General features: G+C 68.9%; 9 protein-coding genes. 5 read left to right on the top strand and 4 right to left on the bottom strand.

Features of this window, described 5'->3' with window-relative positions:
* Positions 1 to 75 precede the first annotated feature (75 nt).
* Positions 76 to 1,479 carry a hypothetical protein gene (locus tag FGX59_RS26315; protein WP_138470107.1) on the top strand — a complete coding sequence of 468 codons (1,404 nt, stop codon included), beginning with the start codon at positions 76 to 78 and terminating at the stop codon, positions 1,477 to 1,479.
* Positions 1,480 to 1,606: 127 nt separating this feature from the next.
* Positions 1,607 to 3,145 (top strand): lipopolysaccharide biosynthesis protein, encoded by a 1,539-nt coding sequence (locus FGX59_RS26310; RefSeq protein WP_138470106.1) that lies wholly within the window; start codon positions 1,607 to 1,609, stop codon positions 3,143 to 3,145.
* Between the two features lie 51 nt (positions 3,146 to 3,196).
* On the opposite strand, the gene FGX59_RS26305 is transcribed toward FGX59_RS26310, so the two are convergent.
* On the bottom strand, positions 3,197 to 4,219 hold the full coding sequence (locus FGX59_RS26305) for a replication initiator protein A (protein ID WP_138470105.1): 1,023 nt from the start codon (positions 4,217 to 4,219) through the stop codon (positions 3,197 to 3,199).
* A gap of 464 nt (positions 4,220 to 4,683) precedes the next feature.
* On the opposite strand from FGX59_RS26305, the gene FGX59_RS26300 reads away from it, so the two are divergent.
* Together FGX59_RS26300 and FGX59_RS26295 are read left to right on the top strand one after the other, a co-directional pair.
* Positions 4,684 to 6,099, top strand: coding sequence for an AAA family ATPase (locus FGX59_RS26300; protein WP_138470104.1), 1,416 nt, complete (start codon positions 4,684 to 4,686; stop codon positions 6,097 to 6,099).
* 106 nt (positions 6,100 to 6,205) lie between these two features.
* Entirely contained in the window at positions 6,206 to 7,228 is a 1,023-nt protein-coding gene (locus FGX59_RS26295) for a ParB N-terminal domain-containing protein (protein ID WP_138470103.1), read from the top strand.
* Here the strand turns inward: FGX59_RS26295 and FGX59_RS26290 are convergent.
* Both FGX59_RS26290 and FGX59_RS26285 read right to left on the bottom strand, forming a co-directional pair.
* Positions 7,225 to 8,103: a glycosyltransferase family 2 protein gene (locus tag FGX59_RS26290; RefSeq protein WP_138470102.1), complete on the bottom strand. Its 879-nt coding sequence runs from the start codon at positions 8,101 to 8,103 to the stop codon at positions 7,225 to 7,227. The two genes, FGX59_RS26295 and FGX59_RS26290, sit on opposite strands and share 4 nt — an antisense overlap.
* The gene (locus FGX59_RS26285; RefSeq protein WP_138470101.1) at positions 8,100 to 8,702 is read right to left on the bottom strand and encodes a DapH/DapD/GlmU-related protein; all 603 of its coding nucleotides are present in this window, start codon (positions 8,700 to 8,702) and stop codon (positions 8,100 to 8,102) included. Before FGX59_RS26285 ends, FGX59_RS26290 begins: the two co-directional genes overlap by 4 nt.
* Positions 8,703 to 8,952: 250 nt before the next feature.
* On the opposite strand from FGX59_RS26285, the gene FGX59_RS26280 reads away from it, so the two are divergent.
* Positions 8,953 to 10,668 carry a bifunctional sulfate adenylyltransferase/adenylylsulfate kinase gene (locus tag FGX59_RS26280; RefSeq protein WP_138470100.1) on the top strand — a complete coding sequence of 572 codons (1,716 nt, stop codon included), beginning with the start codon at positions 8,953 to 8,955 and terminating at the stop codon, positions 10,666 to 10,668.
* 805 nt (positions 10,669 to 11,473) lie between these two features.
* Here FGX59_RS26280 and FGX59_RS26275 read toward each other — a convergent pair.
* Entirely contained in the window at positions 11,474 to 11,797 is a 324-nt protein-coding gene (locus tag FGX59_RS26275) for a hypothetical protein (protein ID WP_138470099.1), read from the bottom strand.
* Positions 11,798 to 11,959 lie beyond the last annotated feature (162 nt).

The following is an 11,959-nucleotide window of genomic DNA, read 5'->3' as shown; positions in this document are numbered from 1 at the left end:
CCCCGCGGATTTGCCATTAGGATGCCCGGTGTCGGCGGCAGGACCGCCGGCACTGCGTTTCTTGAAAGGTCCCCAATGGCGCCCCAGGCAGTACTGGCCCGTTCCGCCCCGAAGGCCGCGACCCGGTCGGCCCTCTTCCCGCTGGTTCCGCTGATGCTGGCCGCCCTGCTGACGCCCGCCACCTTCGATCTGGGGGGGCTGCTGATGACGCCGCTCCGGCTGTTCTGCCTGGTCATGGTGCCCTGGCTGGGCTTCCGCTGGATCCGCGGCGATTTCGGCCGGCTCGTGGTGCCCGACTACGCGATGATGGTCTTCCTGTTCTGGATGACCCTCGCCATGGCCTATCACCACCCCGATGCGGTGATCACCTTCGCGGGCTCGAATGTCGCGCTGATCTTCGGCGGCTACCTGGTCGGGCGGGCGGCGATCCGGACGGTGGCGGATTTCCAGCGCATGGCCTGGCTCATGGCGCTGGCCGCCATCGTGCTGCTGCCCTTCGGCGCGGCAGAGGCGCTGCTCAACATCGACTCGCCCATTCTCGGCTTCTATTCCAGCCTGCCCGGCTTCGGCAGCTATCCCGACAGCGACTACTGCTGCCGGCTGGGGCTGAACCGGGCGCAGACCGCTTTCATCCACCCGATCCATTACGGCATCTTCTGCTCGCTGAGCTTCTCGGTCTTCTTCTTCGGGCTGGCCAACCGGCGGGGGCTGGCGCTGCGGGTGCTGGTCTCCGGGCTGGCGGCGCTCTCGGCCTTCATGTCGGTCTCCAGCGGCGCGGTGCTGGTGATCGGCCTGCAGGGGATGCTGATCCTCTACGCACTGGCCTTCCACAGCCAGCCCTGGCAGTGGAAGCTGGCGACCCGCGCCGCGCTGGCGAGCTACCTGGTGCTGGAGCTGGCCACCACCAAGGCCGCCTTCATCTCGATCGCGGGCAAGCTGGCCTTCAGCTCGCAGAATGTCTGGCTGCGCGAGGTGATCCTCGAGAAGGGCATGACCCAGATCGCCAAGACGCCGCTGCTGGGCATCGGCGCGAACCGGCTGCCGGGCCTGCCCTACTGGATGAGCGGGAGCCTCGACAATTTCTGGCTGGCCACGGCGGTGATGTACGGGATGCCGACCATGCTGGCCTGCCTGACCATCTTCGTGTGGCCGATGTTCCGGGCCGGCGGCGGGCGGTTGCGCAAGGGCTCGGATCTCTACCATGCCCGCGTCTCCTGGACCTTCCTGCTGATCGGCCTGACCCTGTCGCTGGCGACCGTCTACATCTGGGAGTCGGTGCAGACCGCGATCTATTTCATGGTCGGGGCCGGGATGTTCCTGTTCTACGCGCAGGAGCCCGGGGAGGACGGCGAAGACGAGGAGGCGCCGAAGGGCCGCGGGGCGCGGCGGAAACGGCTGCCCTATAGCCGCGCCGGGCAGGCGCGCCCGCTCCGCAGCCGCGCACGGCCGCGCTACAGCCCCCCCCGGCCGGCCGGGTGAGCCGTTCCGGCACCCGGCAGGACCGCGCGGCGCAGGACGCGCTCCTGCCGGTTTCCCGCTCCGCGGACCGGCACCGGCCCGCGGCAGGCAGGCACAGCGCGCAGACAGACCAGAAACGGAAACGGACATGAACGACAGGCCCACCGGCCCTGCGGGAGAGGACCCCCGCGACGCCTATTTCGATGTCAGCGCGCTCCGGCAGGATATCGGCCGCCAGGTCGGCAGCGCCTCGCGGATCATCCTGCTCGTGGCGCTGCTCAAGAGCGTGCAGCAATTCGCCGGACTGGCCATACTGGCGCGGCTGATCCCGCCGGCCGAATACGGCCTCTTCGCGCTGAGCATGCCTGCGGTGACCCTGGCGCTGGCGCTGTCGAACATGGGCCTGCCGCAGGCGATCATCCAGCGGGCGCGGATCACCCATGGCGAGGTCAGCACGCTGTTCTGGATGAACCTGGCCTTCTCCGTCATCGCCGCGGCCGCGGTGGCGGCCTGTTCGGGGCTCGCGGCGCATGTCTATGGCGAGCCGCGCCTGGCGGCGGTCTTCGCCTGGGTCTCGCTCGGCATCGTCTTCTCGGCGATGGCGGGCCAGTACGCGGCGATCCTGCGCCGCAAGCTGCGGGTGCGCAGCTCGGAGATGATGCTGCTCTATGGCGAACTCGCGGGGCTCGCGCTGGCGATCGGCGGCGCGCTTCTCGGGATGAGCTACTGGGCGCTGGTGCTGCAGCAGGTGGCTGCGCCCCTGATCTCGGTCCTGCTCCTGGCGCTGGCCAGCGGCTGGCTGCCCTCCGCGCCCTGGAAGGCGCGGCTGCGGGGCTCGGGCGAGGCGCTGGCCTTCGGCAGCTTCGTCGCCGGGCAGGCGATCCTGAACCGGCTGACCATGTTCGCGGGCACCGCCGTGTCTGGGGCGGTGATCGACCCGGCGGCCAGCGGCCTCTTCCACCGCGCGCGGCTCCTGGGCGACATGCCGACCCGGCGGGTGCTGACGCCGCTGGCCGGAGCCTTCATCCCGACGCTGAGCCGGCTGCAGGACGACCCCCCCGCCCTGCGGGACATGTATGTCCGGCTGATCAGCCGGGCCAACCTGCTGGTGCTGCCCGCAGCGGTGCTGATGGCGTCGGGCGCCGCGCCGATCGTGCAGATCCTGCTTGGCCGGAGCTGGGACGAGGCGGTGCCGCTGGTCTTCTGGATGAGCCTCTTCATCCTGCGCGCCGGGGTCAATTCCGGACTGCAATACGTCATGATCGCCTGCGGCCAGAGCCGTCCGCTCTTCGCCAATGCCGCGATCCGGCTGGCCATCGTCGCCGCCACCGTCTGGTACGCCTCGCGCTACGGGCTGGTCGCGATGACCGCCGCGAACATGCTGGTCGAGGTCTTCCTCACCCTGCCGCTGATGATCGCCCGGACGGTCCGGCACACCCCCCTGACGCTGCGCTGCGTGGCGACCGCAGGGCTGGGCGACATGCTTCTGGCCGTCCTCTTCGCCGCCCTGCTGATCTACGGCGCCAACCCTGTTCTGGAGCCGCTGCCCGCGGCGGCCCATCTGGCGGCCCTGGCCGTGCTGACCGGGCTTCTCTATGCGCTCAGGATCGCGGTCTCGCCGGGGCTGCGCGCCGAGGCGGCAGGGCTGCTGCGGCGGCTTGCCGGACGGCTGGGCAGAAAGCGCTGAACGGCGCCCGCCGGCGGCGCGGTGTTTCGCGCGCGAAACACGCGCCGCCGCTCAGTCCCGCCCCGCCCCGGCGCGGCGCACGCAATAGGCCAGGAAGGCACGTGCCGGGCTTCTGAGCCGCGGCCGCCCCGAGGCCTGCCAGTAGCGCCGCCAGTCGGCCTCGAGCGCGTAGACATCCCATCCCGGCGCCAGCGCGCGGGCCTCCGCCAGCGTCTCCGGCGCCAGCACCGGCCCGTCCTCCTCGAGCACGCCTGCGCGCGGCACCACCACCACCATGTCGCCCGGCTCGACGGACAGGCTGTATTCCGGCAGGTTGCCGGCCGCCGCCATGTCGCGGATCATCTTGCGGAACACCCTGAGCGGCGAGGCCGAGCCCGACTTGGCGCAGAGCACGGCCATCGAGATCTGCCAGCGCGCCTGGCGGCCGCAATGCTTGCGCGCCAGCTCGTAGACGCGCCGCTCCAGCGGCTTTCTCAGCGCGAAATAGTCCCGGCTCAGCGTCAGAACCGAGCGCGACAGCACCGCGCGGTAGAGCCAGTCCGAGAGCGTCACGGTCACGCTGACCATCCGCCCCGAGCGGGTGCGGCGGACGATCTTCCAGCCCTCGATCAGGCCGAACCCCTCGGTGGTGATGGTCTCGCCGGTGGGGATGTTGGTGACGATCCGCGTGCCCGCCAGCCGCTCGAAGGCCTCGCGCAGGCGCCGGTAGGCATCGCCGCTGGTCTCGCGGCCGCAGGCCACCAGCAGGTCATGGGCGACCAGCTCCAGCGAGCGCGCCACCGGACGCCCGGCATTGGACGCCGCCACCAGCTGGCTGATGCAGTAGATCAGCACGTCCTTGTCGTGGATCGTCGCCAGCCCCTTCACCGAGGGGGTGATCTCCACCGAGACCGCGCCATGCTCGTAGCGCAGCACCCGGCGGTCGGGACGGGTCGAGAGCGAGAAGACCGGATGCTCCATCGTCGCCATGTCGTCCTTGGGCAGGGCGGCGGCGATATCGCAGACGAAGAAATCGCCCAGCGGCAGCATCTGCGGCGCGGCCTCCTGGCGGAGCGGCGGAGCGGGAATGGGCATGGGCGGACTGCTCGGAACGTTTCGTCGTTTTATTTACGCCGAGCCTAAGCAGCGGCCCTGCCCCCCGCAAGCCCGGGACGGGACCGGCTTCGGGGGTTTGGAGTCGGAGTTTCGTGGTTCTAGAGTCGCGCTATCGTGGTTCTGGAATCGCGCGTTCCCGAATTCTCCGAAAAGGCGGATTATTATCAATATGTTGCGTGAAGCAGTTGCAGCCCTTAACTAGACTCTAACAAATATAACTTGCAGGAGCCGTCAGAGCGCCACAGGGACAGGCTCTGGATAACGCTGACCAAGACATTGAAAATACATGCATTTCTAAAATGGATGCGTATTTTGGTTACATGTGCGCATTTTCCTGCTACAGAAGGGAATAACCGGCATATCGAGCAGCCGGATCCCTCGCGCGGATCCCCGGATCCGGAGAATCGCGGGCCGGGACCAAGCCGTTGCAGACAGGACATCCAATGAGAAAGCCGCCCTCGACCCGCCCCGGACGGCCTGGCGCCGCAGACGAGCAGCCGCCGTATTTCGACCTCTCCCCGGACGAGGCACTGGCCGAGCTGGGCGATCCGGTCGGCACGCAGGAGCTGGCCGATGCCGCGCGCATGGCCGCCGAGGGCCGCGCCGACCTGATGTCGCGCGGGCTCGATCCGGAGGGCCGCAAGGAGCTGCGCCTGTTCTCCACCTGGGAGGTCACCCGCTACATGATCCCGGTGGCGACCCCGCATTTCCGCCGGGTGCTGAAGGCCAATCCCGCCCTGCCCCAGGGCCGCTCGGAGACCGAGGGCGGCACCCGCTGGTTCACCCTCGAGGAAGTGCTGCGGCTGCGCGCCTTCTTCGCCGAGGAGGGATCGAAGGCGAAGAACTACCTGCCCTACCGCCCCAAGGGGCTGCCCGCCAAGATCGCGGCGGTGGCCAATTTCAAGGGCGGCGTCGGCAAGACCTCGACCGCGGCGCATCTGGCGATGTCGGCGGCGCTCGACGGCTACAAGGTGCTGGTGATCGATCTCGACAGCCAGGGCTCGATGACCTCGATCTTCGGCGGACGGGTGGCGGATGAATGGCAGACGGTCTTCCCGCTGCTGGCGCGCGACTACGCCGAGACCCTGCAGCAGGAGAACCGGCTGCGGATGGGCCGCGGCGAAACGCCGGTACCGCTCGACGAGACCCTGGCCGAGGCGCTGAAGATCTCCACCGGGGACGTGATCCAGTCCACCCACTGGCCGAATATCGACCTGATCGGCGCGCAGCTGAACCTCTACTGGGCCGAGTTCCAGATCCCCGTCTGGCGGATGGGGCTGAAGGGCTGGAAGCTCTGGGACAGCCTGACCAACCGGCTCGACAGCGACGGCGTGCTCGACCGCTACGACCTGGTGATCCTCGATACCCCCCCTGCCCTCGGCTACCTGACGATCAACGCGCTGGCGGCCGCCGACATCCTCTTGGTGCCGCTCGGGGCGAGCTTTCTCGAATTCGACTCCACGGGCCGGTTCTTCGACATGCTCCACGCCACCTTCTCCTCGATCGAGGAGGGCGAGAACCTTGCCGCCCGCGCGCTCGGCCAGCCCGAGCTGCGCTTCGAATGGGATGCGGTGCGCGCGGTGGTGACCCGCTTCGACGCCTCCCAGCAGATGGAGATGGCCAACCTGATGCAGGCCTATATCACCCCCTTCATGTCGCCCTTCCGCCAGGGCTACACCGCGCTTGTCGGCCAGGCCGGCGAGCAGGTGAACGGCATCTACGAGGCCGATTACCGCGACTTCAACCGCGAGACCTATATCCGCGGCCGCGAGACCTTCGATGCCACCTATGCCGCCTTCAAGAAGCTGCTGATCGGGGTCTGGCGCCGGGACGAGCTGGACCGCGAGGCGGCGCAGTGAGGGCCGCCCGCCTGACCGACCGGTGTTTCGCGCGCGAAACACGCGGCTGTTTCGCATGCGAAACGCTGCCTGCCGGTTCCCTTTTCCACCGCCGAGGAGACCGCCCATGGCCCGCCGCCGCCTGACCCCTGCCCAGCCCGGCGCCCGCGCGCCCGGTGCCCTGGCCGCGCCCGAGACCAAGGCGATGCCCTTCGGTGCGGCGCCGCCGATCGCCAAGGTCTCGGGCCAGTCGGCCGAGGCGGCGGCGCTGCGCGAGCTGGCCGAGGGGATCGAGGCCGCGCGCGCAGAGGGACGGATGCTGCTCGACATTCCGCTGGCCGAGATTTCGGCGGGCTTCATGCTGCGTGACCGGGTGGTCTTCGACCGCGAGGAGCTCGACGCGCTGAAGGAGTCGATCCGCCTCCATGGCCAGCGCACCCCGGCGGAGGTCACGCCGCTGCAGCCCGGGGAGGCGGAGCCCGGTTCGCGCTACGGGCTGATCTCGGGCTGGCGGCGGCTGCGGGCGCTCGGCGAGCTCTCTGCAGAGACCGGCGAGCCCCGCTTCGCGGCGCTGCGCGCGCTGGTGCGCCCGGCAGAGACCGCCGCCGACAGCTATGTCGCGATGATCGAGGAGAACGAGATCCGCGTCGGGCTGAGCTACTACGAGCGCGCCCGCGTGGTCGCCGAGACGGCTGCGCGCGGGGTCTTCCCCGACCAGGCCGCGGCGCTGCGCGCGCTCTTCGCCACGGCGAGCCGGGCCAAGCGCTCGAAGATCTCCAGCTTCGTCGAGATCCACGAGACCCTGGGCGACCTGCTGCGCTTTCCTGCGGCGATCCCCGAACGGCTGGGCCTGGCGCTGGTCGCCGAGCTGCGGGCCTCCGGGCCGGGCGCGGCGCGCGCGGCGCTGGCCGCGGCGGAACCGGGCGGGGCGGCAGAGGAGCTGGCGCAGCTCGAGCGGCTGGCGCGCCCGGCGAAGCCCCCGGCGAGGCGTGCGGCGGAGCCAGCCGCCGAACAGCTGCGCCCTGGCGTGGAGATGCGGCTCTCGGGGCGCGGCGGACGGCGCAGCGTGACGCTCAGCGGGCCCGGGGTCGACGAGGCGCTGCTCGAGACGCTGCGGCGGATCCTCCGCGACGGGGAGGGCAGGGGCTAGCCGCGCAGCGCCTGGCCCAGCATCCAGCCCGCCCGGACCAGCCGCAGCCGCAGCAGCGTGGCGGCGGCGCGGCGCTTCTCGATCCCCGAGAGCCGCTCCGCGCGCAGCACCTGCGGCAGATGCGCGGGCCCCGAGGCGGCCACTGCCAGCGCCCGGAGCGCCCATCGCGCCCGGGCCGGGGCGGAGGTGCCGTTGAGCTGGAACCCCTCGCTCGTGGTGCGATGCCACTTGCGCCGCAGCGCCGCCCAGTCCGAACGGGTCGGATGCGCCACCTCCAGGCCGTCGGCGTAGCGCAGCGAATAGCCCTTCGCCACGGCGCGGCGGCACCAGTCGACATCCTCCGAGAGCCCAACGATCAGCGGGCCGACATCCTCGAAGACGCGGCGGGTGGTCAGCAGGTTGGCGGTGACCGAGAAGCCCTTGCGCGCGACATAGTCCCGCTGGCGGAAGGCGAAGACCGTCTCGAAGGCCTCTGCGCCCGAGCGCGGCGGCGGGGTCTCGTCGAACGTGCCGATCCGCCCGCCCGCCACGGCGCCCTTCTCGGGGAAGGCCGCCAGCAGCGCCATCGCCGCTGCCAGCCAGCCGGGGCCGGGCACGCAGTCGCTGTCGAGGAAGAGCAGCCCCGGCGCCGTGGTCGCCGCCACCCCGCCATTGCGCGCCGCCGCCGCGCCCTTTTCGGGGACATCGAGGAAGCGGATGCCGGGATGGGCGGTGCGCAGCGGGCCCAGATCGCAGGGGCTGCCATTGTCGGCGACCACGCATTCGGCCCGGGGCGCGGCGGCGAGCTGCGGCGCCAGCGCGGCGAGGCATTTCGCCAGGCGGAAAGGGTCGTCGTAATGCGGGATGATGACCGCCAGGCGCGGCGCCGCGGTCATTCGCCGGGATCCGCGGGGCCGGGGGTTTCGCGGCGGCCGACCACCCGGGCGGGCAGGCCGACCGCGATCGCCATGGCCGGGATCTCGCCGCGCACCACCGCGCCCGCGCCGATGATCGCGCCCGCGCCGATCCGCGCGCCGGGCAGCACCGTCACCTTGGCCCCCAGCCAGGCATCCGCGCCAATGGTCACGTCGGCCTCGTCCATCGCCTGGGCCGTCACCGGATGGCCGTCGTCGAAGCGGTAATTCGCAGCGGTCACCAGCACGTCCGGTCCGAAGAGCACGTCGTCGCCGATCTCGATCCGGCCATGGGCGTGTCCGGCCCAGAGCGTGCAGCGCGCCCCCAGCGAGACCCGGGCGCCGAGGCGAATCCGCTCGGGATTGGAGAAGGCGGCATTGGGGCTGATCGCGCAGCCTGGCCCGCGCTCGAGTCGGCGCAGTGGCGCAACATGCGAGTAGTTATAGTAGTTGAGCAGCTTCGCCCCGTGGGCCCAGGCGCGCGGATCGAGAAAAGCGCCGATAAGCCGCAGCAGGCGGGCGGGCTTGCCCAGGCGCGTCTTGCGGCCGGGCGCGGGCGGGGAGGGGGCAGGGGCGGACATGGCGGATTCTCCTCCCGGGCTACGGGCCAGTGCAGTTTAACCCTTAGCGTGCAAGGGGGTAGCAGTCAAAATGCCAGCGCGGCCCGCATCCGGCCGGCGTGTCTTGCCGCGGCAGGGAGCTCGGCAGGGCAGGGCGACGGGAGGATTGTTGCCGCTCTGCCCGCCCGTCAAAGTGTCGCTTTGAGATCGGGTGCAGCTCTCCATAAAGAGGAGACGAACAATTGTATCAGGTCCTGAAAGAGTGAGTGCGATGCCTACTGCTCCCTTTGCGCCCGTCCCGGAACTCTACGTTTCGTACGAAAGCGCCCAGAAATTGAAAAATGAAGCCGGGGAGCTCGCGTCCTGGGATCTCAGCCAGCGCCAGGTCTGCGACCTCGAGCTGCTGATGAACGGCGGCTTCAACCCGCTGAAGGGCTTCCTCTCGGAGGAAGACTACAACGGCGTGGTCAACGGCATGCGCCTGGCGGACGGCTCCGTCTGGCCGATGCCGATCACCCTGGACGTGTCCGAGAAATTCGCCGAGGGCGTCGAGGTCGGCCAGGATATCGCGCTGCGCGATGCCGAGGGCGTCATCCTCGCGACCATGAACGTCACCGACAAATGGGTGCCGAACAAGTCGCTCGAGGCCGAGAAGGTCTTCGGTGCCGATGACCAGGCGCATCCGGCGGTGTTCTACCTGCACAACCACGCAGGCCCCGTCTACCTGGGCGGCCCGATCACCGGCATCCAGGCGCCGATCCACTACGACTTCCGCGCCCGCCGCGACACGCCGAACGAGCTGCGCGCCTATTTCCGCAAGATGGGCTGGCGCAAGATCGTCGCGTTCCAGACCCGCAACCCGCTGCACCGCGCCCACCAGGAGCTGACCTTCCGCGCCGCCAAGGACGCGCAGGCCAACCTGCTGATCCATCCGGTCGTCGGCATGACCAAGCCGGGCGACGTGGACCACTTCACCCGCGTGCGCTGCTACGAGGCGGTTCTCGACAAGTACCCGGCGGCCACCACCACCATGTCGCTGCTGCCGCTGGCAATGCGCATGGCCGGCCCGCGCGAGGCAGTCTGGCACGGCCTGATCCGCAAGAACTACGGCCTGACCCACATCATCATCGGCCGCGACCATGCGGGCCCGGGCAAGAACTCGGCCGGCGAGGACTTCTACGGTCCCTACGACGCACAGGATCTCTTCCGCGAGCACCAGGAAGAGATGGGCATCGAGATGGTCGACTTCAAACACATGGTCTATGTGCAGGAGCGCGCCCAGTACGAGCCGAATGACGAGATCGCCGACAAGGACAATGTCACGATCCTCAACATCTCGGGCACCGAACTGCGCCGCCGCCTGCGCGAGGGCCTCGAGATCCCCGAGTGGTTCTCCTTCCCCGAAGTGGTCAACGAGCTGCGCCGCACCTCGCCGCCGCGCTCCAAGCAGGGCTTCACGGTGTTCTTCACCGGCTTCTCCGGCTCGGGCAAGTCGACCATCGCCAACGCGCTGATGACCAAGCTGATGGAAATGGGCGGCCGTCCGGTGACGCTGCTCGACGGCGACCTGGTGCGCAAGCACCTGTCGAGCGAGCTGGGCTTCTCCAAGGAGCACCGCGACATCAACATCAAGCGCATCGGCTATGTCGCGTCCGAGATCACCAAGAACGGCGGCATCGCCATCTGCGCCCCGATCGCGCCCTATGCGGCCACCCGCCGCCAGGTCCGCGAGATGGTCGAGGCCGGCGGCGCCTTCGTCGAGGTCCATGTCGCGACTTCGATCGAGGAATGCGAAAAGCGCGACCGCAAGGGTCTCTACAAGCTGGCCCGCGAAGGCAAGATCAAGGAATTCACCGGCATCTCCGATCCCTATGACGTGCCGGAGAACCCCGAGCTGCGCCTTGAGACCGAAGGTTCCGATGTCGATTTCTGCGCCCAGCAGGTTCTGCTGAAGCTCGAGAGCATGGGCCTGATCGCAGCGGTCTGATCCCTTTCCCGGCGCGGCGGCCTCCGCCGCGCCGGACATGCTTCCGGGGGCAACCCGGACCCGCGCGCCGCCCCTGCCGCGCGCCTTTTTCTCCCCCTTCCGACAGTCCGGTATCCGCCGTTGGCCATGCGCGCGCGCCGCGCGGGCCGAAAGGCTTGACCCCGCCTGCTCCAGGCGACATCAACGGGAAAAGATCAGCTGGTCCGGGGGGGGGCGGATGTGCTGCAATCCGCCACAGAGAACCGCAGGACGATGCGGATTGCCTTCGGGCTGCATGCGACAGGACGGGCCTGTCCAAAAGCTGGACAAGGCACCGTTGCGCGGCCCTCCTGCTCTCTGAGTAGGCCGATGCATAAGGGCCACTCAGAGGGGTCCAATGGGCGCTTCGGTGACGAATAGCTGCGCTTGACCCGGGATTGGGGTGCGGTCCGATCGCCACCGCCATTCCTCGGGGCATCACCGAAGGTCAATGGAGGCGCCCATCCCCGACTGGCGGCATCGAGGTCCGCGCATGTTCGAGAGTAGGTTTGAGGCGGCAAGATCGCAGGGGTCATACTGCCGCCGGACCGTGCCTTGTCGGTGAAGGGGTACTATCGGTACGATCCGTGACCGCCGCGTCGGCGCTTTCTGCACCCCTACTCGCCTCATACCGCCGCCTCTTGCCGCCCTCGATATGTCCGGTAATCCTGCCTTATAGGACTCATGCTTCACGAGAGCATGACTTGCCCTTGCTGTGCCTCGGCTGCGAGGGCACTCAGCCCCGGAGCCATCGCACCCAAGATTAGCATTCTTTAAGAAGAATATTTCAGGCCAAAGCTTTCCGAGGCAAGCTGGTACACAACGCGGCCTCTTCCGGGCCGATAATACCGCATACCCTGCTGACGAGCTCTTTCGGGACCCGCATCCGTGCGATGCGCAATGCCTTCAATAAGGCGTCGGCCTGTCCGCTTTCTCCGAGAAGACTTCTCACGGGATCGCAGGTCAGCAACCCGGCGGTCGAGACAACGGCCAGTTCGGGATACATTTCCGAACAAAGAAGGCGCGCCTTTCGCTCGTCGATCAGGGCTATTCCGGAGAGCTCGATGGCACAGCCGATGGTTGCGGCTTCGCCGTCGTCGAGGGTGCGCAACGTCGATCCGTCGATAAGACTTTCATAGACGGTCAGAGCATCCTTCCCCAGGCCGACACGGTGTGCGTGACCTAGTCACCTGAATCTAAAGTCCCTGACATACGGTCTTTTGGCAGAAGCGCTTCACTGAGGCGAGAATTTCGTCTGCGGACTTGTGCCAGC

The organism is Poseidonocella sp. HB161398, from assembly GCF_005870025.1.
GTDB lineage: Bacteria > Pseudomonadota > Alphaproteobacteria > Rhodobacterales > Rhodobacteraceae > Mangrovicoccus.
This window is presented reverse-complemented; position numbering and strand designations above follow the sequence as displayed.

Excerpts from the sequence above, each read along its gene's own strand:
- FGX59_RS26315 (WP_138470107.1), top strand. The coding sequence starts at position 76 with ATGGCGCCCCAGGCAGTACTGGCCCGTTCCGCCCCGAAGGCCGCGACC.
- FGX59_RS26310 (WP_138470106.1), top strand. The coding sequence starts at position 1,607 with ATGAACGACAGGCCCACCGGCCCTGCGGGAGAGGACCCCCGCGACGCC.
- FGX59_RS26300 (WP_138470104.1), top strand. The coding sequence starts at position 4,684 with ATGAGAAAGCCGCCCTCGACCCGCCCCGGACGGCCTGGCGCCGCAGAC.
- FGX59_RS26290 (WP_138470102.1), bottom strand. The coding sequence starts at position 8,103 with ATGACCGCGGCGCCGCGCCTGGCGGTCATCATCCCGCATTACGACGAC.
- FGX59_RS26295 (WP_138470103.1), top strand. The coding sequence starts at position 6,206 with ATGGCCCGCCGCCGCCTGACCCCTGCCCAGCCCGGCGCCCGCGCGCCC.
- FGX59_RS26280 (WP_138470100.1), top strand. The coding sequence starts at position 8,953 with ATGCCTACTGCTCCCTTTGCGCCCGTCCCGGAACTCTACGTTTCGTAC.
- FGX59_RS26305 (WP_138470105.1), bottom strand. The coding sequence starts at position 4,219 with ATGCCCATTCCCGCTCCGCCGCTCCGCCAGGAGGCCGCGCCGCAGATG.
- FGX59_RS26285 (WP_138470101.1), bottom strand. The coding sequence starts at position 8,702 with ATGTCCGCCCCTGCCCCCTCCCCGCCCGCGCCCGGCCGCAAGACGCGC.